General features: G+C 67.2%; 20 protein-coding genes. 4 read left to right on the forward strand and 16 right to left on the reverse strand.

What is annotated here, in order from left to right; translation table 11 throughout:
- Window positions 1-152 precede the first annotated feature (152 nt).
- The 4 genes from AB4118_RS04945 to AB4118_RS04960 all read right to left on the reverse strand — a co-directional run bounded on the left by AB4118_RS04945 (window position 153) and on the right by AB4118_RS04960 (window position 3,543).
- Window positions 153-1,130, reverse strand: coding sequence for a beta-ketoacyl-ACP synthase III (locus tag AB4118_RS04945; RefSeq protein WP_441488681.1), 978 nt, complete (start codon window positions 1,128-1,130; stop codon window positions 153-155).
- 11 nt (window positions 1,131-1,141) lie between these two features.
- Window positions 1,142-2,197, reverse strand: a complete 1,056-nt coding sequence (gene plsX, locus AB4118_RS04950; protein ID WP_441488682.1) for a phosphate acyltransferase PlsX — start codon at window positions 2,195-2,197, stop codon at window positions 1,142-1,144.
- A gap of 112 nt (window positions 2,198-2,309) precedes the next feature.
- Window positions 2,310-2,870 carry a YceD family protein gene (locus AB4118_RS04955; protein ID WP_441488683.1) on the reverse strand — a complete coding sequence of 187 codons (561 nt, stop codon included), beginning with the start codon at window positions 2,868-2,870 and terminating at the stop codon, window positions 2,310-2,312.
- Window positions 2,863-3,543 carry a ubiquinol-cytochrome C chaperone family protein gene (locus AB4118_RS04960; RefSeq protein WP_441488684.1) on the reverse strand — a complete coding sequence of 227 codons (681 nt, stop codon included), beginning with the start codon at window positions 3,541-3,543 and terminating at the stop codon, window positions 2,863-2,865. The genes AB4118_RS04955 and AB4118_RS04960 overlap by 8 nt, the downstream gene beginning before the upstream one ends.
- Between AB4118_RS04960 and AB4118_RS04965 the strand changes: the two genes are divergently transcribed.
- Complete coding sequence (locus AB4118_RS04965; protein WP_441488685.1) at window positions 3,533-4,045, forward strand: outer membrane protein assembly factor BamE; 513 nt, start codon at window positions 3,533-3,535, stop codon at window positions 4,043-4,045. The two genes, AB4118_RS04960 and AB4118_RS04965, sit on opposite strands and share 11 nt — an antisense overlap.
- Before the next feature lie 183 nt (window positions 4,046-4,228).
- Here the strand turns inward: AB4118_RS04965 and AB4118_RS04970 are convergent, their stop codons facing one another.
- The 11 genes from AB4118_RS04970 to glyA all read right to left on the reverse strand — a co-directional run bounded on the left by AB4118_RS04970 (window position 4,229) and on the right by glyA (window position 15,556).
- Window positions 4,229-5,173: a DMT family transporter gene (locus AB4118_RS04970; protein WP_441488686.1), complete on the reverse strand. Its 945-nt coding sequence runs from the start codon at window positions 5,171-5,173 to the stop codon at window positions 4,229-4,231.
- A 226-nt stretch (window positions 5,174-5,399) separates the two neighbouring features.
- The gene (locus AB4118_RS04975; RefSeq protein WP_441488687.1) at window positions 5,400-7,556 is read right to left on the reverse strand and encodes a sodium-translocating pyrophosphatase; all 2,157 of its coding nucleotides are present in this window, start codon (window positions 7,554-7,556) and stop codon (window positions 5,400-5,402) included.
- A 251-nt stretch (window positions 7,557-7,807) separates the two neighbouring features.
- Window positions 7,808-8,605, reverse strand: a complete 798-nt coding sequence (allE, locus tag AB4118_RS04980; RefSeq protein ID WP_441488688.1) for a (S)-ureidoglycine aminohydrolase — start codon at window positions 8,603-8,605, stop codon at window positions 7,808-7,810.
- Window positions 8,606-8,681: 76 nt separating this feature from the next.
- Window positions 8,682-9,887 (reverse strand): MFS transporter, encoded by a 1,206-nt coding sequence (locus AB4118_RS04985; protein ID WP_441488689.1) that lies wholly within the window; start codon window positions 9,885-9,887, stop codon window positions 8,682-8,684.
- 46 nt (window positions 9,888-9,933) lie between these two features.
- Entirely contained in the window at window positions 9,934-10,932 is a 999-nt protein-coding gene (thiL, locus tag AB4118_RS04990; protein ID WP_441488690.1) for a thiamine-phosphate kinase, read from the reverse strand.
- A 7-nt stretch (window positions 10,933-10,939) separates the two neighbouring features.
- Window positions 10,940-11,407, reverse strand: a complete 468-nt coding sequence (gene nusB / locus AB4118_RS04995; protein WP_441478347.1) for a transcription antitermination factor NusB — start codon at window positions 11,405-11,407, stop codon at window positions 10,940-10,942.
- Entirely contained in the window at window positions 11,404-11,913 is a 510-nt protein-coding gene (gene ribH, locus AB4118_RS05000) for a 6,7-dimethyl-8-ribityllumazine synthase (protein ID WP_441488691.1), read from the reverse strand. Before ribH ends, nusB begins: the two co-directional genes overlap by 4 nt.
- Before the next feature lie 34 nt (window positions 11,914-11,947).
- Window positions 11,948-12,595: a riboflavin synthase gene (locus AB4118_RS05005; RefSeq protein WP_441488692.1), complete on the reverse strand. Its 648-nt coding sequence runs from the start codon at window positions 12,593-12,595 to the stop codon at window positions 11,948-11,950.
- Complete coding sequence (gene ribD, locus AB4118_RS05010) at window positions 12,595-13,725, reverse strand: bifunctional diaminohydroxyphosphoribosylaminopyrimidine deaminase/5-amino-6-(5-phosphoribosylamino)uracil reductase RibD (RefSeq protein WP_441488693.1); 1,131 nt, start codon at window positions 13,723-13,725, stop codon at window positions 12,595-12,597. The genes AB4118_RS05005 and ribD overlap by 1 nt, the downstream gene beginning before the upstream one ends.
- Window positions 13,718-14,215, reverse strand: a complete 498-nt coding sequence (nrdR, locus tag AB4118_RS05015; RefSeq protein WP_441488694.1) for a transcriptional regulator NrdR — start codon at window positions 14,213-14,215, stop codon at window positions 13,718-13,720. Before nrdR ends, ribD begins: the two co-directional genes overlap by 8 nt.
- Window positions 14,216-14,254: 39 nt before the next feature.
- Window positions 14,255-15,556: a serine hydroxymethyltransferase gene (gene glyA / locus AB4118_RS05020; protein WP_441488695.1), complete on the reverse strand. Its 1,302-nt coding sequence runs from the start codon at window positions 15,554-15,556 to the stop codon at window positions 14,255-14,257.
- Window positions 15,557-15,770: 214 nt separating this feature from the next.
- On the opposite strand from glyA, the gene nhaA reads away from it, so the two are divergent.
- Entirely contained in the window at window positions 15,771-16,979 is a 1,209-nt protein-coding gene (nhaA, locus tag AB4118_RS05025; RefSeq protein WP_441488696.1) for a Na+/H+ antiporter NhaA, read from the forward strand.
- Window positions 16,980-17,013: 34 nt separating this feature from the next.
- Here the strand turns inward: nhaA and AB4118_RS05030 are convergent, their stop codons facing one another.
- Window positions 17,014-17,673: a GntR family transcriptional regulator gene (locus AB4118_RS05030; protein ID WP_441488697.1), complete on the reverse strand. Its 660-nt coding sequence runs from the start codon at window positions 17,671-17,673 to the stop codon at window positions 17,014-17,016.
- A 175-nt stretch (window positions 17,674-17,848) separates the two neighbouring features.
- On the opposite strand from AB4118_RS05030, the gene AB4118_RS05035 reads away from it, so the two are divergent.
- Complete coding sequence (locus tag AB4118_RS05035; protein WP_441488698.1) at window positions 17,849-18,826, forward strand: Bug family tripartite tricarboxylate transporter substrate binding protein; 978 nt, start codon at window positions 17,849-17,851, stop codon at window positions 18,824-18,826.
- A 72-nt stretch (window positions 18,827-18,898) separates the two neighbouring features.
- Window positions 18,899-20,008: an isocitrate/isopropylmalate dehydrogenase family protein gene (locus AB4118_RS05040; protein ID WP_441488699.1), complete on the forward strand. Its 1,110-nt coding sequence runs from the start codon at window positions 18,899-18,901 to the stop codon at window positions 20,006-20,008.
- Window positions 20,009-20,011 lie beyond the last annotated feature (3 nt).

A 20,011-nucleotide genomic window follows, 5' to 3' on the forward strand; every position in this document is an offset into this window, starting at 1 on the left:
GTCACCAGCCTTGCGCCATTACGGACGCCGGACGCTATGCGTCCCGGACGGTCCGGTCAATCCTCGAGCGCCGTTTAGTAGCGCCCTCGGTCGAAATGGCAAAAAAAGGGAAGAGAAACTGTCCTAAGTGCCAGCGTTCTCAGCTGAAATGCTCACCAGCGGATCAAGGCCGACCCCCAGGTGAAGCCGCCGCCCATCGCCTCGATCAGGACGAGCTGGCCGGGCTGGATTCGCCCGTCGTGATGGGCCTCCGCCAGAGCCAGCGGAATCGAGGCGGCCGAGGTGTTGCCGTGCCTGTCGACGGTCACCACGACGCGGTCATGCGCGATGCCGAGCTTGTCGGCGGTGGCGTCGATGATGCGCCGGTTGGCCTGGTGCGGCACGAACCAGTCGATGTCGTTGCCGCTGAGCCCGGTCGCGGCGAAGGTGTGGCGGACGGTGTCGGCGAGGTTCTGCACCGCGTGGCGGAACACCTCCTTGCCCTCCATGCGCAGGAAACCGACCGTCTTGGTCGAGCCTGCGCCGCCATCGACATAGAGCTTGTTTTTGTAGCGCCCGTCGGAGCGGATATGCGTTGTCAGGACACCGCGGTCGGCCAGCGTGCCCTCCCCCTGCTCCGCCTTGAGCACGACGGCACCGGCGCCATCGCCGAACAGGACGCAGGTGGTGCGGTCTTCCCAGTCGAGAATCCGGGAGAAGGTCTCGGCGCCGATCACGAGCGCGGCGCGGGCGCTGCCCGTCTTGATGAAATTATCCGCGGTCGCGAGACCGAAGACGAAACCGGAGCAGACCGCCTGCAGGTCGAAGGCCGCGCCTTCGGTGATGCCCAGCGCTGCCTGGATCTGGGTCGCGGTCGCCGGAAAGGTATGGTCCGGCGTCGCGGTCGCGACGATGATCAGGTCGATCTCGGAGGCATCCATGCGGGCATCGGCCAGGGCCGCCTGAGCCGCCTTGAGGCCGACGACCGAGGTCGGCTCGTCATCGGCCGCAATATGGCGCTGGCGGATACCGGTGCGCTGGACGATCCACTCGTCGGTCGTGTCGACGCGCTCGGCAAGCTCGGCATTGGTGACGATGCGCTCCGGCAGATAGGAGCCGCATCCGCAAACCACAGATCGCAGAATGGACAAGTCAGAGATCCCTATTCGACGGCAGCGGCCTGAGGCGCCGTCTCCGGCTCCACCGAGGCAGCCACCATCTCGCGCAGCTTGGCCATCAGGTCATCGCGCGCCATCTCATAAGCCAGTTCGGTCGCGCTGGCGAAACCGATCGCGTCCGTCCCGCCATGGCTCTTGATGACGATGCCTTCGAGCCCGAGGAAGACGCCGCCATTGACCTTGCGCGGATCCATCTTGTCCTTCAACGCGGCAAATGCGCCACGTGCGAAGAGATAGCCGATCTTGGCCATCAGCGACCGGCTCATCGCGGCGCGCAGATACTCGCCGATCTGCCGGGCGGTGCCCTCGGCCGTCTTCAGGGCGATGTTGCCGGTGAAGCCCTCGGTCACCACGACGTCCACCGTGCCCTTGCCGAGGTCGTCGCCCTCGACGAAGCCGCGATAGTCGAGATGCGGCAGGTTGCCTTCGCGCAGGATGCGACCGGCCTCCTTGACGGCCTCGACGCCCTTGATCTCCTCGACGCCGACATTGAGCAGGCCGACGGTCGGCCGGTCGAGATCGAAGACGACGCGGGCCATGGCCGCGCCCATCACCGCGAGATCGACGAGATGGCGCGCATCGGCGCCGATCGTCGCGCCGACATCGAGCACCACGCTCTCGCCGCGCACCGTCGGCCAGAGCGCCGCGATCGCCGGGCGGTCGACCTGCGGCATCGACTTCAGGCAGAATTTCGACATCGCCATCAGGGCGCCGGTATTGCCGGCCGAGACCGTGACATCGGCCTCTCCGGTCTTGGTCGCGTCGATGGCCCGCCACATCGAGGACTTGTAGCGGCCATAGCGCAGGGCCTGGCTCGGCTTGTCGTCCATCTTCACCGACACTTCGGTGTGGTGGAAGGTAGTCACCGCCTTGAGCTTCGGGTGGGCCTCCAGAAGCGGCAGGACCTGGGCCTGATCGCCGAAGATGACGAAGCGCGCGTCGGGCCGCCGCTCGAGGGTCAGCGCCGCGCCTGGCACGACGACGGCAGGGCCATGGTCCCCGCCCATCGCATCGAGCGCGATTGTAACTGGTCGTTTCATTGGGTGCTGATTGTTCCCGAGGGGCTCGGCCGCTGTGGCGCAAAATAGGGCGGCGGCGGACAATAGCGACTTGGCGAGCCGCCGCAAGCCACTGCGCGTGCCGGTAAAGCCGTCATTCGCCGCGTTTCAGTTTGGCCAGGGCCGCGAAGGGCGATGCAAGCGCCGGGTCGTCGACCTGCGCTTCGAAACTCACCCCCGGCTTGCGCGGATAGGGATCGAGCCCGAGCGCCAGGAACTCGAGGGTGATCGCGCCAAGGTCGATCATGCCGTCGATGATCGGCTCCGGCGGGTCCTCCTCGTTGAGCATGACCTCGATGTCGATCTCGCCCTTCTTCTCGTCCTCCTCCTCGCGGCGGGCGGCGGCGAGAACCTCGGCCTCCGGCGCGAAATCGAGTTTCACGGGCAGCTTGATGCTGACCGGGAAGGCCTCGAGCGTGATGATGCAGGTCTGATGCAGCTGCGCCGCAATCTCGCCCTCCAGCTTCACGCGCTCGCCATTGCGGGCGAGTTCATAGCGCGCCTCGAGCGCTTCGATCGAAGGCAGGTCGAGCGCACGGGCGAGCCCGACGAGCGCAGGGCCCTCGGGCCTGACCACGATATGGGTGCCACGCGGCTTGATCGTCTCGACGCGGACGGGCTGGCTCAGCGGCAAGGCACGAGCGGAATCAGACACTGGGCGTACTTTCGTGAACCGGGAATGCAGGAAAGAGAGTCTCCTGCCCCAAAATTGCGTCAAGATCGAGCTGCGACAGACGTTCCTGCGCCTTACCGACATAATCGGCCAGGGCTGTCGCCCCCTCGCCCGGGCTGACATTGCGGCGCAGGGCCTCGGCCAGCGCGCCCGGCTCAGGCGCAGCGAGAGCGCTCTCATAGGCCTTGATGCGGCCGTAGAAGCTCTGCCCGATCTTCTTCATGCGCTTGGGCACGGCGATGTCGCTGATCCCGCCCTGGCGGAAGCCGAGCTCAAGATAGGCGAAGCAGGCATCGACGAAATCCTGCGCCAGATCGCTAGCCGGCGCCGGAAGTTCGCGCAGGCGCCGCAGAATCAAGAAGGCATGCAGCGTCAGCGATTCGAAGCGCCCTTCGAACGTGTCGGGGATGCCGCCGCCGATATAGAGACCGGGCTGGCGCGACGCGTCAGCCACGCGGGCCAGCAGCGCCTCGACCGGCGCGAGCCTTTTTGCGCGTTTTCCGAACAAGCCGAAGATCACCAGCGCATCTCCGCTCGCCGCCACTGCCTTGCCAAAGCCATTCTCGGGCGTTACGCCAACCTCTACCCGTTTGACAAGCGGCTTCGGATACCTCCTTGCCCACTCTGCTCCTGGATTCTCCCGCATGATCGACATGACCCGCCGCGCGGCCCTCTTCGGCCTTCTCGCGACCTCGTCACTCGCTCTAGCCGGATGCGGAGCAGATCGGGGCGGATTCGTCCTGCCGACATCGGCGGGGCTGAACGAACAATACACCCGCGGCTTCGTCATGGACGAGCGCCTGGTCGCGCAGATCAAGACCGGCATGGACGTGCAGCAGGTGCTGACCATACTGGGCACGCCCTCGACGACCTCGACCGTCGGGAACCGGACCTTCTACTATATCAGCCAGACAGTGCGCCGGCGCTTCCAGTTCCAGGAACCCAGCGTCATCGACCAGAAGGTGCTGGTGATCTATTTCAACAAGTCCTTCAAGGTCGAGCGCATCGCCCAGTACGGCCTCCAGGACGGCGTGATCTTCGACTTCATCAGCCGCACCACCGTCACCGGCGGCGAGGAGCAGAGCTTCCTGCGCAACCTCTTCCGCGGCGTCACCAAGTTCTCGCCGCTCGGAGGCCTGGGCGGGGCCAGCAACTGAGCCGACCCGACCGGATGACCGAACACGAGAAACCCCTGCGGCCCACGCCGCAGGGGTTTTTCTTTGGGTTGCGGCATTCGCCAGAGCATCGGACCGAAAGGTGGAATCCGGTTTTCGGAAAAATCCGATGCTTGACCAAAGAGCTGGATCGCCGCTCCTGCGTCCGAATGGACGCACGGCGATCTAAGCCGGCTGCGCCGGCTTGCGCTCGGGCAGCGTCATCGCGATCACGCCCAGGATGACCAGGGTGAGCCCCACCCAGGCCGTCGGGCTCAGGCGCTCGCCGAGGAAGACGATGCCGATGGCGACGCCGACCGGCACGCGCAGATAGGACACCGCCGTGGTGCCGACGGGACCAAGCGTCCGGATCAGCCGGAAATAGATGGCGAAGGCGAGCGCGGTCGAGACCGCCGCCAGCGCCAGCAATGCGAAGAGCGAATCCTGCGAGGGGCTCAGCGTCCAGGGCCGGTCGACGACCAACGCGACCGGCGTGAGCAGGGCTGCCCCGCAGATCAGCGAACCGGCGGCGGGGATGAGCGGATCGAAGCCGGTGAAGTTGCGGCCGAACAAGGCGGCGCAGGCATAGCAGACCGTGGCAAGCACGATGGCGAGCTGCGCGACCAGTTCGCTACCGAACCCGCCCAGCGCCTGCATGCCGACCACCAGGGTGATACCGGCAAGCCCGGCTGCGACGCCGAAGCCCTTGCGCAGGTCGACCACGCGGCTCCGCGTCAGCGCCAGCGTGATCAGGAAGACGAAGACCGGGGTCGTCGCATTCAGGATCGCGGCAAGGCCAGCATCGACGCTGCGCTCGGCCCAGGCGATCAGGGTAAAGGGAACGACGCTGTTCAGGCAGGCCTGGAACAGGAACTTGCGCCAGCTCTCGAGGTCGCGGGGCAGCCTCAGGCCGCAGCAGCGGATGACCGCCAACAGGATCACGCCTGCGATCAGGGTACGCCCGGCAATCAGGGTCAGCGGCGGAATCGTCTCCACGCCGATCTTGATGAAGGTGTAGGAGCCGCCCCAGAGGGTGGCGAGCAGGAGCAGCAGGGCAAGCTCGACGGCGTGCCCGGACTTGACCTGCCCGGACCTGACCTCGGCGGGTGCAGCAGCGGCCTGGATCGTCATGGTGGCTCTCCTTCTGTTGGAGAGACCATGCCATCGCGGGCCGCCCGGAGCTTGCAGGAACGCTACGGTCCCGGCCGTAGCTTCAGATCCTGATTCAAGTAGTCGCCATCGTGATTCAAGACGGGCCGCCAAGCTGCTGCAACATCAAGGGAAAGCCCTTGAGCGATCAAAGAAGAACCCCGCGGATTGCTCCGCGGGGTTGTGTCTCCGTACCGTGCCGACCGGCTCAGGAATGCGCCAGGATCGCCAGCAGCAGCAGCGCGATGATGTTGGTGATCTTGATCGCGGGGTTCACCGCCGGGCCGGCGGTGTCCTTGTAGGGGTCGCCGACGGTGTCGCCGGTCACCGAGGCCTTGTGCGCCTCGGAGCCCTTCATGTGGCGCACGCCGTCCTTGTCGACGAAGCCGTCCTCGAAGCTCTTCTTGGCGTTGTCCCAGGCGCCGCCGCCCGAGGTCATCGAGATGGCGACGAAGATGCCGGTGACGATGACGCCCATCAGCATGGCACCGACCGAGGCGAAGGCCTGGTTGCGGCCGGCAATGGCGTTGATGGCGAAGAAGGTGACGATCGGCGCCAGGACCGGCAGCAGCGAGGGCACGATCATCTCCTTGATCGCGGCCTTGGTCAGCATGTCGACGGCGCGGCCGTAATCCGGCCTGTCCGTACCCAGCATGATGCCGGGCTTCTCCTTGAACTGGCGACGCACCTCCTCGACGACGGAGCCGGCGGCGCGGCCGACCGCGGTCATGCCCATGCCGCCGAAGAGGAAGGGAATGAGGCCGCCGAGCAGCAGGCCGACGACGACGAAGGGGTTGGACAGGCTGAAATCGACCGTGACGCCCTTGAAGTACTGGAAGCTGGTCGAGCCCGCCTTGTTGGCCTCGGCGATGAAGAAGTTCAGGTCCGAGGTATAGGCTGCAAACAGCACCAGGGCGCCGAGGCCGGCGGAGCCGATCGCATAGCCCTTGGTGACGGCCTTGGTGGTGTTGCCGACCGCATCGAGCGCATCGGTGGAGTGGCGCACCTCCTTGGGCAGGCCCGCCATCTCGGCGATGCCGCCGGCATTGTCGGTGACCGGGCCGAAGGCATCGAGCGCGACGACGACGCCGGCCAGCGCCAGCATGGCAGTGGTGGCGATTGCGATGCCGAACAGGCCGGCCAGCGTGTAGGAGACGATGATGCCGGCGATGATCACGATGGTCGGCGCCGCGGTCGATTCCAGCGAGACCGCGAGGCCCTGGATGACGTTGGTGCCATGGCCGGTGACCGAGGCCTGGGCGATCGAGACCACCGGGCGCTTGCCGGTGCCGGTGTAGTATTCGGTGATGACGACGATGAAGAGCGTCACCGCGAGGCCGACCAGCGCGCAGCCGAACAGGTTGGCGGAGGTGAAGCTGACGCCCTGCCCCGTCGTGAACGTGGTGGAGAAGCTGCCGAACATCAGCCAGTTGACGATGGCGATCGCGCCGACCGACAGCACGCCGGCGGCGATGAAGCCCTTGTAGAGCGCGCCCATGATCGACTGGTTGGCGCCGAGCTTGACGAAGAAGGTGCCGATGATCGACGTCACGATGCAGGCCGCGCCGATCGCCATCGGATAGAGCATCATCGTGCCGAGCACCGGCTGGCCGGCGAAGAAGATCGCCGAGAGCACCATGGTGGCAACCAGCGTCACGGCATAGGTCTCGAACAGGTCGGCGGCCATGCCGGCGCAGTCGCCGACATTGTCACCGACATTGTCGGCGATGGTCGCGGGGTTGCGCGGATCATCCTCGGGAATGCCGGCTTCGACCTTGCCGACGAGATCGGCGCCAACGTCCGCGCCCTTGGTGAAGATACCGCCGCCGAGGCGGGCGAAAATCGAGATCAGCGAGGCACCGAAGCCCAGCGCCACGAGCGAGTCGATGACGGTGCGGCTCGATGGGGAGAAGCCGAGGAACGAGGTCAGGACGCCGTAATAGACGGCGACGCCGAGCAGGGCGAGGCCGGCGACCAGCATGCCGGTGACCGCGCCCGCCTTGAAGGCGACATCGAGCCCGTCACCGAGCGACTTCATCGCCGCCTGCGCGGTGCGGACATTGGCACGGACCGAGACGTTCATGCCGATGAAGCCGGCCGCGCCGGAGAGGACGGCGCCGATCAGGAAGCCGATGCCGACCCATTGGCCGAGCAGATAGGTCAGGACCACGAAAAGCACCGCGCCGACCATGGCAATCGTAACGTATTGACGCTTCAGATAGGCCTGCGCGCCCTCGGCAACCGCGCCGGAGATTTCCTGCATGCGCTGGTTGCCGGCGTCGCGCTTCATGACATCGCCATAGGCCCAGATGCCGTAGGCTATCGATAGCGCACTCAAAACTATGATGATGAGCAAGGCTGACATTCGGGATTCCTGACCTCGAGCTTCCGTCCAACGGGGCTTCAGACCCCGAATTCATTCGGTTTCTTGGGTCCGGAGACGAAGAATACGGGTCGAGGGAATCGCGCCCGCGTCGCGCATCGCCAGTACCGGCCAACTTTCTGCCAAGCTTTCGACAGAATCGCAAACGCGGAGGCTGACAATTTTACGCAGATGTCAGGGCGAGCCGGCCCGCTTCGAGGCGCGGCCGGCCGTTCGGGAGGTCTATGCGGGCGTCAGAGCGCCACGTCCCGGTTGACGTTCTTGTAAAGCAGATAGGCCGCATCGGCAAAGCCGGTCGGGTAGAATTGCTGCGGGCAGTAGCCGCCCATCCAGATGAAATCGCCGGCCCAGATCTCGTGCCATTCGGTGCCGAGGAAATAGAGCCCCTGCCCTTCCAGCATATAGAGCCCGTGCTCCATGACATGGGTCTCGACATCCGGGAAATGCGCGCCGGGCTTGAACCACATCAGGTTCATCTCGAAATCGAAGCGCATGTCGCCCCAGGGCAGCAGGAACTGGAAGCCGCGCCCTTCCGCCCCGGTATGGTTGGTGACCGGGATCTCGTCGCGATGCGACAGGATCGGCTCGGGCGCCGGCAGGCCGATCGCCTCGAAGCGCTTGCGCAGCCCGAGCACGCGCAGGGGCTCGGAACCGGTATTGCTCAGCGCGAAGGCGGTGCCGGGCGGGACATAGGCGAAGTGGCCCGGCCGCAGGTCAAGCGCCGGCGCATCCGCCATGACGAACCGGCCCTGGCCGGAGAGCACATAATAGAAATGCTGGATGCCCTCCTCGCGAAAGGCCTCGGGCGTGCCACCGCCGGGTGCGATCTCGAGCAGGTACTGCGCGAACTGGGCACCCAGCACCGGCGCCGCCAGGATCCGCACGATCGTCCCGCTGAAATGCGGCAGCCGGCTGATCAGCACGCCTTCGGGCGGCATGAACGCATAGTTCGGCCGCACCACACCGCGATTATGGCCAATGGCGCCGGGCGGAAACCGGCCTGTCGTGACGGGCAACTGGTGCGGGCGCATCGTATCTCCTGCCGGGTCCTGGGGGATGAAGCTTGTTCTGCGGAGCCTTGCGACCGGCCACGCGCCGGGCCGGCCCTCAGGCCAGCTGGACGCGCTTCTGCGTGGCCTGCCAGGCGACCAGCGCCAGCGCGACGGCCACCGGCGGGAAGACCAGCCAGTTGACGCTCTGCCAGCCGCCGGTGTTCAGCAGCCCGCCAGCCGAGAAGGAGGCGATCGCGACCGAGCCGAAGACAAGGAAGTCGTTGGCGGCCTGGACCTTGACGCGCTCCTCCGGGCGATAGCAGTCGGTGACCAGCGCCGTCGCGCCGATGAAGCCGAAATTCCAGCCGATGCCGAGCAGGACCAGCGCGATCCAGAAATGCGCGACGCTGAGCCCGTTCAGGCCGACGACGGCGGCGCAGGCCAGCAGCAACAGGCCGGCCGCCGTAACCTTCTCCTTGCCGAAGCGGGCGATCAGCCGGCCGGTGAAGAAGCTCGGCCCGAACATCGAGAGCACGTGCCACTGAATGCCGAGCGCGGCATCGCCGATGCTGTGGCCGCAGCCGACCATGGCCAGCGGCGCAGCCGTCATCACGAAGCTCATCAGGCCATAGGAGACCAGTGCAGCCGTGACCGAGGCGATGAATTTGGGCTGGCGCATGATCTCGGAAAGCGGCCGGCCGCCGCTCGAACGCACGGCCGCAACCGGCGGTGCACGCAGCATCATGACGACGCCGATCGCCAGCAGCGCGAGCAGCCCCTGCGCCATGAAGCTGGCGGCGAAGGGCGCGTCCGGCGTCAGGTCGCGGGTCCAGTAGACCGATTGCGGGCCGATGACACCCGCGGCAAGCCCGCCGATCATGACCCAGGAGATGGCGCGCGGCTTGAAGCTCTCGCTTGCAGTGTCAGCCGCCGCGAAGCGGTAGCTCTGCACGAAGGCGCCGTAGAGGCCGCACATGAAGGTGCCGAGGCAGAACAGCCAGAATATCCGGCTGCCGGTACCGGCGGCGGCGATGCTGGAGGCGATGACGCCGGTCAGCGCCCCGATGAGATAGCCGTTGCGGCGGCCGAGCCGGCGCATCAGCATCGCGGCGGGGATGACGCCGCAAGCGATGCCGAGCTGCATCAGACTGACCGGCACGGTCGCGAAGGTCTTGTCGGTGACCAGTTGCGAGCCGACGATGCCGCCGAGCGAGACCACGATCGCCGGGTTCGCGCCGCCGAACGCCTGGGCGCAGGCGAGGACGAGGGCATTGCGCTTCGCCAGGGCATCGCCCTCGGCCACGGAAACATGCTGGTTCATCGCTGGGGCCGTCGTTCACATACCGGGCGGCCTGAGCGAGCGGCCCTCAGAAATGGGCGAAGGAGCCTTGCGCGAAGCTGCGCGCCCTGCCCCGTTCGAGATAACGCACCACGCCCGGCTCGGACGTGACCCGGCCGATGCAGGCGAGTCCAAGACCCGTCGCCTCGGCCGCAGCAGCCATAGCAGGAAATTCCCTTTCTGAGGCCGTGCAGAGAATTTCGTAGTCGTCTCCGCCGGTCCAGGCCAGTTCCGCCAGAGCGGGGTCAGCCATGATCGCGGCGCGGGCCGGGGCCGAGAGCGGAACGGTATCGAGGTCGATCTCGGCCCCGATACCGGACGCCACAACCAGCTTGGCGAGGTCGCCGACGAGCCCGTCCGAGACATCCATGGCGGCCGAGGCATGGGCTTGCAGGGCAGCCGCAAGCGCCAGGCGCGGGCGCGGATGCAGGTAGCGGCCGGCAAGATAGGCGCGATCGACCTCGCTGAGGCCGGCGACCCAGTCCGGCTTGGCCGGCGCATGGACCTTGAGCCCGAGCGCGCCGTCGCCGATCGTGCCGGAGACGAGGACGAGATCGCCTGGCTTGGCGCCTGAGCGCAGCACCATGCGACCGGCCGGAACGCTGCCGAAGGCGGTGATCGAGAGCGTCAGGGGCCCCGGCGTCGAGACGGTATCGCCGCCGACGAGCGGACAGGCGCTCTCGGCCGCGATCTCCCCCAGCCCCTGGGCGAAGCCGGCGAGCCAGGGCTCGGTCCAGCCCCTGGGCAGGACCAGCGAGAGCACGAAGCCCAAGGGAGATGCCCCCTTGGCCGCCAGGTCCGACAGATTGACCGCGAGCGCCTTGCGGGCGATCGAGGCCGGTGGATCGTCGGGCAGGAAGTGCACGCCTGCGACCAGCGCGTCCGTCGTGACCACAAGCTCGAAGCCGCGCGCCGGGCGCAGCAGCCCGGCATCGTCACGCAGGCCGAGGCCGCCCGCACCGGCGATCGGCGCGAAATAGCGCGCAATCAGTTCGAACTCGCCGGGTCGGTGGGGAGCGCCGGCCATCAGCGCGTCAGGCGGCCGGCGTGTCGAATTCGTCGGCGCGGAAGTCGCGGGCCATCTTGTCGAGCACGGCGTTGATCATGCCGATCTCCTCGCCTTCGTAGAAGGCACGGGCGACCGCGACATATTCGGAGATCACGGCGCGAGCCGGCACATCCTTGCGGAAGGCGAGTTCATAGGCACCGCCGCGCAGGATGGCGCGCACCACGGCCTCGACGCGCTTGAGCGGCCAGCCCGCGGCAAGAACATCGTCGACCGAGCGGTCGATCAGACGCTGTTCGCGGACGACGCCGCCGAGCAGGTCCCGGAAGAAGGCGATCTCGGCCTTGGGAAGCTCGATATCCTCGACCTCCTTGCCGATCCAGAACGCCTCGAACTCGGCCATCGCCTCGATGACGCCGCGTCCGCCGATCTCCATCTCATAGAGCGCCTGCACGACGGAGAGCCGTGCACCGCGACGCAGTTCCGCGCGGCTCATGAGGATTTGTCCGCGAGCGAGCGCTTGTAACGCAGTACGGCGAGCGCCGCTTCGGCTGCGCCGCCGCCCTTGTCCATGTCGGCGCGATTGGCGCGGGCCCAGGCCTGGGTATCGTTCTCGACGGTCAGGATGCCGTTGCCGAGCGGCATGGCATAGGCAACCGAGACATCCATCAGCGCGCGCGAGCTTTCGCCGGCGACGATGTCGTAATGGCCGGTCTCGCCACGGATGACGGTGCCGAGCGCGACAACCGCCTCATAGGGGTCGATTGCCTCGTCGGCGGCCCGCAGGCCGATGACGATCGCGGTCGGGATTTCGAGCGCGCCGGGCACGGTCACGACGTCGACGCGGCACTCGGCCTTGTCGAGCACCGCGAGCGCGCCTTCGAGCAGCTCGTCAGCCAGCTTGTCATAGAAGCGCGCCTCGACGACGAGCACGCGTGCGCCGTCCAGGGGAGCGGCGGGAGTTGCGGCCTTATCGGCCGAGATCTGCCGGGGTCCGGCCATCGTTCTTATCCTTGTTGGATTTCAAGTCGGCTGGTTACCCCCCCGGGCTCGCCTCCGCAAGCCGCGCGGCATACCGCGCCATCAGATCGACCTCGACATGAATGCGGTCCCCCTGCTTGCGCTCGCCCCAGGTGGTGACGCTGAAGGAGTGCGGAATCAGCAGGACGGTGAAGACATCGTCCTCGACGCTGTTGACCGTGAGCGAGGTGCCATCGAGGCAAATCGAGCCCTTGGTCGCGATGAAACGCGGCAAACCCTGCGGCGCGCGGATATGGAAGCGCGCGGTTGCGCCCCAGGGTTCGTCGGGATCGGCCGCGATCGGCTCGATCTTCAGGATCGTACCGACGCCGTCGACATGACCGGTCACCAGATGGCCGCCCAGCTCGTCGCCCATTTTCAGCGAGCGTTCGAGATTGACCTTCGTGCCCGCCTCCCACTCCCCGGCGAGGGTCTTGGACAAGGTCTCGGCAGCGGCCTCGACCTGGAAGATGCAGCCCGCCTCGCCGTCTTCACGGGGCTTCAGAGCCGTCACCGTCAGGCAGATGCCGGCGCAGCAGATCGAGGCGCCGATCTCGATTCCCGCAGCCTCGTACGGGCTCGCAATCGCAAGCCGCTTCAGGCTCGGCCCCTTGTTCTGGGCCTCCACGATCGTGCCAATGGCGGTGACGATGCCGGTGAACATCAGGCAATCCTCTCATAGCGCTCGAAACGGTCGTGGCCGATCAGGCCACTCTCCGCAAGCCGGTACAGATCGGGGTCGGCCAGCAATCCGGCAAGGGCCGGACGGACGGCGACGATTCCGGGCGAACCCAGCGTACGCGGCGAGGTCGAAACGATGACCTCATCGGTCAGGCCCGCCAAGGCCAGCTTCTCGCCGATCGTCGGGCCGCCTTCCGAAAAGACCCGGTTGATGCCGCGCGCGCCGAGCAGCTGCAACGCCTCGCGGAGATCAAGATGACCGTCCGGTCCGGCGGAGACGCGCATGACCTCGACACCGGCCGCGACCAGCTCGGCCTCGTTCGCAACAGGGGCCGTTTCCGCCGCGATCACCCAGACCGGAACCTCGCCTGCCGACTGCACCAGCCGGGAGCCCGGCGGCAGGCGCAGATGCGAATCGAGAATGACCCTGATCGGCGAGCGGTGCGCCATTCCCGGCAGGCGGACCGTCAGCATCGGATTATCGGCGAGCACCGAACCGATGCCGAGCATGATCACGTCGTGATGCGCCCGCTGGAGATGGACCCAGCCATTCGCAGCCTGGCAGGACACCGCGATGGGGCCGCCTGCCGCGCTGCCCGCATAGCCATCGGCGGTGCGTGCCACCTTGAAGGTCACCATCGGCCGCCCCTCGGTGATGCGCAGGACGTAGCCGCGATGGCTGTGCCTGGCCTCGTCTTCGAGAACGCCGGTGGTGACGCTGATGCCGGCGCTGCGCAGCAGCGCGAAGCCGAGCCCGCGAAAGCGCGGATTCGGATCGGCCATCGCCACCACGACCCGCCTCACGCCGGCCCGAATGGTCCGCTCGACGCAAGGCGTCGCGGCGCGGATGGTGCGGTGGGAGCAGGGTTCGAGCGTGACATAGAGCGTGCCGCCCGTCGCGGCAGCGCCTGCCCGGTCGAAGGCATGGGCCTCGCCATGGGGCCGGCCACCGATCTGGGTGTGGCCGCGTGCGATCACGACGGGGCCGTCCGGCGTGTCCTGCGTGATCAGCGCGCCGACGCAAGGGTTCGTGCCGGTGGTGCCCAGCCCGCGCGCGCCATAGGCGAGGGTCTGCTGCATGAAGGCGCGGTCGAGCGCGCTCTGCTCAGTCATCGCCACGAATAGGCGGGACCACGCCGGCAGCCTCGATCTCGTCGCCGCTGAGCTGGCCGAGCAGCTCCTCGAAATCGCGGGCCTCGCGGAAATTCTTGTAGACCGAAGCGAAGCGGACATAGGCGACATCGTCGAGGGATTTCAGCCCCTCCATCACCAGTTCGCCGATGGTCGAGCTCGAAACCTCGCCCTCGCCCGAACTCTCGAGCTGGCGGACGATGCCGTTGACCATGCGCTCGACGCGCTCCGGCGCGACCGGGCGCTTGCGCAAGGCGACCTCGATCGAGGTCTGCAGCTTGTCGCGGTCGAAGAGGGTGCGCCGGCCGGAGCGCTTCACCACGGTGAGCTCGCGCAGCTGCACGCGCTCGAAGGTGGTGAAGCGGCCGCCGCAGTCAGGGCAGACGCGGCGGCGGCGGATCGAGGCGTGATCGTCGGTGGGACGCGAGTCCTTCACCTGGGTCTCGAGGGAGCCGCAATAGGGACAACGCATCGCGGCTCTTCTCCTTCAGGCGACGGGGTCGCCTTGCCTTCAATAGATCGGGAAACGTGCCGTCAGCTCGTGGGCCTTGGCCTTCACCGCCTGCTCGACGGCGGCATTGCCCTCCTCGCCATGCGCGGCGAGCCCGTCCAGCACCTCGGCGATCAGCTCGCCGACACGCTGGAACTCGGCGACACCGAAGCCGCGCGAGGTCGCAGCCGGCGTGCCCAGGCGGATGCCGGAGGTGACCATCGGCTTCTCCGGATCGAAGGGAATGCCGTTCTTGTTGCAGGTGATATGGGCGCGACCAAGCGCTGCTTCCGCAGCCTTTCCGGTAATCTTCTTGGAGCGCAGGTCGACCAGCATCAGGTGGTTGTCGGTGCCGCCGGTGACGAGGTCGAAGCCCTTGGTCTTCAGCGTCTCGGCCAGCGCCTTGGCGTTCTCGACGACGGCGCGGGCGTAGATCTTGAACTCCGGCTGCAGCGCCTCGTGGAACGAGACCGCCTTGGCGGCGATGACATGCATCAGGGGGCCGCCCTGGATGCCGGGGAAGATCGCCGAGTTGATCTTCTTCGCCAGCGCCTCGTCATTGGTCAGGATCATGCCGCCGCGCGGACCGCGCAGGGTCTTGTGCGTGGTGGTGGTGACGACATGGGCGTGCGGGAACGGCGAGGGATGGGCGCCGCCCGCCACCAGGCCGGCGAAATGCGCGATGTCGACCATGAAATAGGCGCCGACCTTGTCGGCGATCTCGCGGAAACGGGCGAAATCCCAGTGACGGGCATAGGCCGAGCCACCGGCGACGATGACCTTGGGCTTGTGCTCGACGGCGAGGCGCTCCATCGCATCATAATCGATGGTCTGGTCGACGACGCAGACGCCGTAGGGCACGACCTTGAACCACTTGCCGGACTGGTTGACTGGGGCGCCATGGGTGAGATGGCCGCCGGCAGCGAGATCGAGGCCCATGAAGGTGTCGCCGGGCTGCATCAGCGCCATGAACACGGCCTGATTGGCCTGGCTGCCGGAATTCGGCTGGACATTGGCGAACTGGCAGTCGAACAGGCGGCAGGCGCGCTCGATCGCCAGCTTCTCGGCGATGTCGACGAACTGGCAGCCGCCGTAATAGCGGCGGCCCGGATAGCCTTCCGCGTATTTGTTGGTCATCACCGAGCCCTGCGCCTCGAGCACGGCGCGCGACACGATGTTCTCCGAGGCGATCAGTTCGATCTCGTCGCGCTGGCGACCGAGCTCGAGGCCGATGGCACGCGAGATCTCCGGATCGGAATCGGCGAGCGAAGCGCCGAAGAATGAGTTCGAGAGATGCTTCTCGGCAGCGGCGTCACGACTCATGGGGTGCTCCATCGGCGCTTCGGATTGCCGCAGGGGCCGGCAAAGGCCATGCGGCAGCCACGCAGTTCTGGCTGTTGCGGAATCTCGCGGCCGAGCCCGCTATCGCGCGCTCCGTAGCACGGTGGGGGCTGCCATTCCAAGGGCCGATGCGGGGTGACATGAGCGCGCGTCGCCTGCACAAAGGGCGGCAACAGCAGCCAGCAAGGATTTGAACGTGACGCAAGACATCGCCGGGAATGCTCCACCTGCCAGGCGCTCGCCGTTGAAGGCCTTGCTGGCGAGCGAAGCGGCCGGCGGCCTCCTGCTCATGGGCGTGGCTGCGATAGCCCTGCTGATCGCCAATTCGCCGGCAGCGCCCGCCTATTTCAAGCTGCTCGGCAGCTATGTCGGCGGGCTCAGCGTCCTGCACTGGGTCAATGACGGGCTGATGGCGATCTTCTTCCTGCTCGTCGGGCTGGAGATCAAACGCGAATTCATCGAGGGGCAGCTCTCGACCTGGTCGCGCCGCGCCCTGCCCGGCATCGCGGCGCTCGGCGGCATGATCGCGCCCGCCCTGATCTACCTGGCGCTGACGCGCGGAGACCCGGTCGCGATGCGCGGCTGGGCGATCCCGGCAGCAACCGATATCGCCTTCGCGCTCGGCGTGCTCGCCCTGCTCGGGCCGCGCGTGCCGGTCTCGCTCAAGGTCTTCCTGACCGCGCTTGCGATCCTCGACGATCTCGGCGCCGTCCTGATCATCGCCCTGTTCTATACCAGCGAGATCTCGCTGCCGATGCTCGGCATGGCGGGCTTGTGCCTTGCCGTCCTGATCGTTCTCAACCGGATGAACGTGACGCGAATCTGGCTCTATCTCGCCATCGGCGCGCTGCTCTGGTTCTTCCAGCTGAAATCGGGCGTGCACGCGACGCTGGCGGGCGTCATCCTGGCGCTGACGATCCCGATCGGTGACGGCAGCGGCAGCGACGAGCCGGAGCATTCCCCGCTGCACATGCTCGAGCACAAGCTGCACCCCTGGGTGTCCTTCGTGATCGTGCCGATCTTCGGCTTCGCCAATGCAGGCGTGTCCTTTGCAGGCATGTCGCCGTCGAGCCTGCTCGCGCCGATTCCGCTCGGCATCGCGCTTGGCCTGTTCATCGGCAAGCAGATCGGCGTCTTCGGCTTCGCCTGGGTGGCGGTGAAGACCGGGCTCGGCACCATGCCGGCCAAGGCGAACTACCTGCAGCTCTATGGCGTCGCACTGCTCTGCGGCATCGGCTTCACGATGAGCCTGTTCATCGGAGCGCTGGCCTTCCCGGAAAATCCCGAACTCGGCGACGCCACCAAGATCGGCGTGCTGATGGGCTCGCTGCTCTCGGCGCTGGCTGGAGCGCTCGTGCTGAAGCTGGCTTCGGCAGGCCCGACCGGCGGCAAGCGCGGGGCCTGAACAGCGCCATCCCCCTCCTCCGAGGAGAGCGGGCCTAATCGCCGGTCACCAGCCGCCTCAGCCGTTCGCGCTGGGCCGAGCGGATATGGCTGCGGGCGGCTGCATCAGCCGCAACCGGGTCACGGCGCTCGACAGCCACGACCAGGGCCTCGTGTTCGGCATGGGCCTGCGCGGCGCGGACGGGGTCCAGCAGGGTCGAGGGGCCGAGCAGCGCGCGGGCGTCACGCAAGGCGTTCAGGGTCTTGAGCAGATAGCGATTATGCGCTGCGCCGTAGAGCGCGGAATGGAAGCGCTCGTTGTGGCGCGCCAGATCCTGCGGCTGCGCCAGCAACCCGGCCTCCAGCGTATGGAGATCGCGCAGCGCCTCGATTTCGACCTCTGCGGCATGGCGCGCGGCGAAGGCAGCCGCCGTGCCCTCGAGCACCTCGCGCATCGCATAGAGTTCCGACACCGCCTGATGATCGAGCGAGGCGACGACGAGACTGCGCGATTCGCGCGTGAAGAAGCCTTCCGCCTCGAGCCGGCGCACCGCCTCGCGCAGCGGCGTGCGGCTCATCTGCATATGCTTCGCCAGATCCTCCTCGCGCAGCCTGGCTCCGGGACGAAGCTCCCCACTGGCGATCGCGTCGCGCAAGCGCGCATAGGCCTGGCCTGCCAGCGAGGGCGCGGGCTGCATGTCGGCAAAATCACCCAAGACCATCTCCTCGCTTCGTCCGGCGCGCGCTCCGCCGGTCACGCGTGATCGCGTGAGCCAGCGCCGAAATCAACGCTTGCCTCGTATCAATTCATCTCAGTATAATTCGGTATACCGAAATTGAGAAACCGTCGGCGAGAGACCGACGGGCAACGATCGACGGGAGGAATTGACGATGCGGAGAGTTGCGGGACTGCGGCTGGGCGCGATGCTCGGAGCGATGCTGGGCATGTTCGGCGCCGCCCAGGCCCAGGACTGGCCGAGCCGGCCGATCACCATGGTGGTGCCCTATGCCGCGGGCGGCGGCACGGACGTGATCGCACGGGCCGTGGCCGAGAAGCTGCAGTCGCGCCTCGGCGTCGGCGTCGTGGTCGAGAACCGCGCCGGCGCGGGCGGCAATCTCGGCACGACGGCCGCGGCGCAGGCGCCGGCCGATGGCTATACCGTGCTGATCAGCAATATCGGCCCGATGGCCGTGAACCCGACCCTGTTCAAGAATCTCAAATACGATCCGGCCGAGGTGCTCGAGCCCGTCACCCTGATCGCCAAGGCGCCGCTGCTCCTGCTGGTGCATCCGTCGGTCAAGGCCAACTCGGTCGCGGAGCTGATCGCGCGCTCGAAGGCGCAGCCGGAAGGCCTGACCTACGGCACGGCCGGCCACGGCTCGGCCAACCATATCGCGACCGCGCTGTTCGAGCTGATGGCGCAGACAAACCTGAAACATGCCGCCTATCGCGGCGCCGGCCCCGCCCTCAACGACCTGATCGGCGGCCATATCCCGATGATGTTCGCGACCCTGCCTTCGGCGATCGGCCATGTGCATGGCGGCACCTTGCGGGCGCTGGCCGTCACCACCGCGGAGCGCGCCCCTGCTCTGCCCACGGTGCCGACGCTCGCCGAGGCCGGGGTGCCCGGCTACGAGGCCAGCGGCTGGTATGGCGTCTTCGTCCGCAAGGGCACGCCGCAGCCGATCATCGACCGGCTGCGCAGCGAGGTCGCGACCATCATCAACCTGCCCGAAGTGCGCCGGAACCTCGAACTGGAAGGCGCGCAGCCGATCGGCAACACGCCGCAGGAGTTCACGTCCTTCGTCAAGGCGGAGCGTGAGAAATGGGCGAAGGTGGTCGCGCAAGCGAACATCAAGGTCGAATGATCCCTGCTGCCCGGCCCGCGCGGCGGCGCGCCGGCCGGGCAGCTCCATCCCTGTTCCGGACGCAGCCCTGCAATGACCGATACATCACCGAAAAATGCCCCCTTGCGGCTTCTCGTCCTGGACGGAGACGGCATCGGCCCCGAGATCAGCGCCGCCACCCGTCGCGTGCTCGACGAGGCGAGCCAGCTGTTCGGCTTCGCGCTCAGCTATGAGCATGCCGAGATCGGCTTTGCCGCGCTCGGCACGGTCGGCTCGACCTTCCCGGAGAGCGTGTTCGAAGCCGCACGTCAGGCCGACGGCGTCATTTTGGGGCCCGTCTCCCATAATGACTACCCGCCGGCCGAGAAGGGCGGGCTCAACCCCTCCGGCCAGTTGCGCAAGCGGCTCGACCTCTACGCCAATATCCGCCCTGCCCGTTCGCGCGAGGGTTTTGAGCCGCGCGGCGGCAAGCCGCTCGACCTCGTCGTGGTGCGCGAGAACACCGAGGGCTTCTATTCCGACCGCTCAATGCATCTCGGTCCCGGCGAGATGATGCCGACGCCGGACCTGGCTCTCTCCTTCCGAAAGGTGACGCGACAGGCCTCGCTGCGCATCGCCGAGAGCGCCTTTGCCCTTGCCCGCCAGCGCCGGCGCAAGGTCACGGCCGTGCACAAGGCGAATGTGCTGCGGATCTCCGACGGGCTGTTCCTGGAATGCGTGCGTTCGGTCGCCGAACGCTATCCCGACGTCGCCTATGAGGAGAAGATCATCGACGCGATGGCGGCGCTGCTCGTCCGCGATGCCGGGGTGTTCGACGTCATCGTGACGACCAACATGTTCGGCGACATCCTCTCCGACCAGGCCTCGGAGATTTCGGGCAGCCTCGGGCTGGCCGCGTCGCTCAATGCGGGGCAGGACCATGCGGTGGCCCAGGCGCAGCATGGCTCGGCTCCCGACATCGCCGGCCGCGACCTCGCCAATCCCTGTTCGCTGATCGGCTCGGCCGCGATGCTGCTGAACTGGCTGGGGGAGCGCAGGCAGGACCCGGCGCTGCTGCGTGCCGGCCAGGCGATCGAGGCCGCGCTCGACCGCACGATCCGCCTGCCGGAGCAGCGCACGCGCGACCTCGGCGGAACGCTCGGGACCAGGGCCTTCACCGACTGCGTCGTTGCCGTACTGCGGGAGACCGCGAAAGCAGCCTGAGGG

It is taken from the genome of Allobosea sp. 2RAB26 (genome assembly GCF_052115465.1).
Lineage (GTDB): Bacteria > Pseudomonadota > Alphaproteobacteria > Rhizobiales > Beijerinckiaceae > Allobosea.

Excerpts from the sequence above, each read along its gene's own strand:
- plsX (WP_441488682.1), bottom strand. The coding sequence starts at position 2,197 with ATGAAACGACCAGTTACAATCGCGCTCGATGCGATGGGCGGGGACCAT.
- AB4118_RS04965 (WP_441488685.1), top strand. The coding sequence starts at position 3,533 with ATGATCGACATGACCCGCCGCGCGGCCCTCTTCGGCCTTCTCGCGACC.
- AB4118_RS04960 (WP_441488684.1), bottom strand. The coding sequence starts at position 3,543 with ATGTCGATCATGCGGGAGAATCCAGGAGCAGAGTGGGCAAGGAGGTAT.
- AB4118_RS04970 (WP_441488686.1), bottom strand. The coding sequence starts at position 5,173 with ATGACGATCCAGGCCGCTGCTGCACCCGCCGAGGTCAGGTCCGGGCAG.
- AB4118_RS04975 (WP_441488687.1), bottom strand. The coding sequence starts at position 7,556 with ATGTCAGCCTTGCTCATCATCATAGTTTTGAGTGCGCTATCGATAGCC.
- allE (WP_441488688.1), bottom strand. The coding sequence starts at position 8,605 with ATGCGCCCGCACCAGTTGCCCGTCACGACAGGCCGGTTTCCGCCCGGC.
- AB4118_RS04985 (WP_441488689.1), bottom strand. The coding sequence starts at position 9,887 with ATGAACCAGCATGTTTCCGTGGCCGAGGGCGATGCCCTGGCGAAGCGC.
- thiL (WP_441488690.1), bottom strand. The coding sequence starts at position 10,932 with ATGGCCGGCGCTCCCCACCGACCCGGCGAGTTCGAACTGATTGCGCGC.
- nusB (WP_441478347.1), bottom strand. The coding sequence starts at position 11,407 with ATGAGCCGCGCGGAACTGCGTCGCGGTGCACGGCTCTCCGTCGTGCAG.
- ribH (WP_441488691.1), bottom strand. The coding sequence starts at position 11,913 with ATGGCCGGACCCCGGCAGATCTCGGCCGATAAGGCCGCAACTCCCGCC.
- AB4118_RS05005 (WP_441488692.1), bottom strand. The coding sequence starts at position 12,595 with ATGTTCACCGGCATCGTCACCGCCATTGGCACGATCGTGGAGGCCCAG.
- ribD (WP_441488693.1), bottom strand. The coding sequence starts at position 13,725 with ATGACTGAGCAGAGCGCGCTCGACCGCGCCTTCATGCAGCAGACCCTC.
- nrdR (WP_441488694.1), bottom strand. The coding sequence starts at position 14,215 with ATGCGTTGTCCCTATTGCGGCTCCCTCGAGACCCAGGTGAAGGACTCG.
- glyA (WP_441488695.1), bottom strand. The coding sequence starts at position 15,556 with ATGAGTCGTGACGCCGCTGCCGAGAAGCATCTCTCGAACTCATTCTTC.
- AB4118_RS05035 (WP_441488698.1), top strand. The coding sequence starts at position 17,849 with ATGCGGAGAGTTGCGGGACTGCGGCTGGGCGCGATGCTCGGAGCGATG.
- AB4118_RS05040 (WP_441488699.1), top strand. The coding sequence starts at position 18,899 with ATGACCGATACATCACCGAAAAATGCCCCCTTGCGGCTTCTCGTCCTG.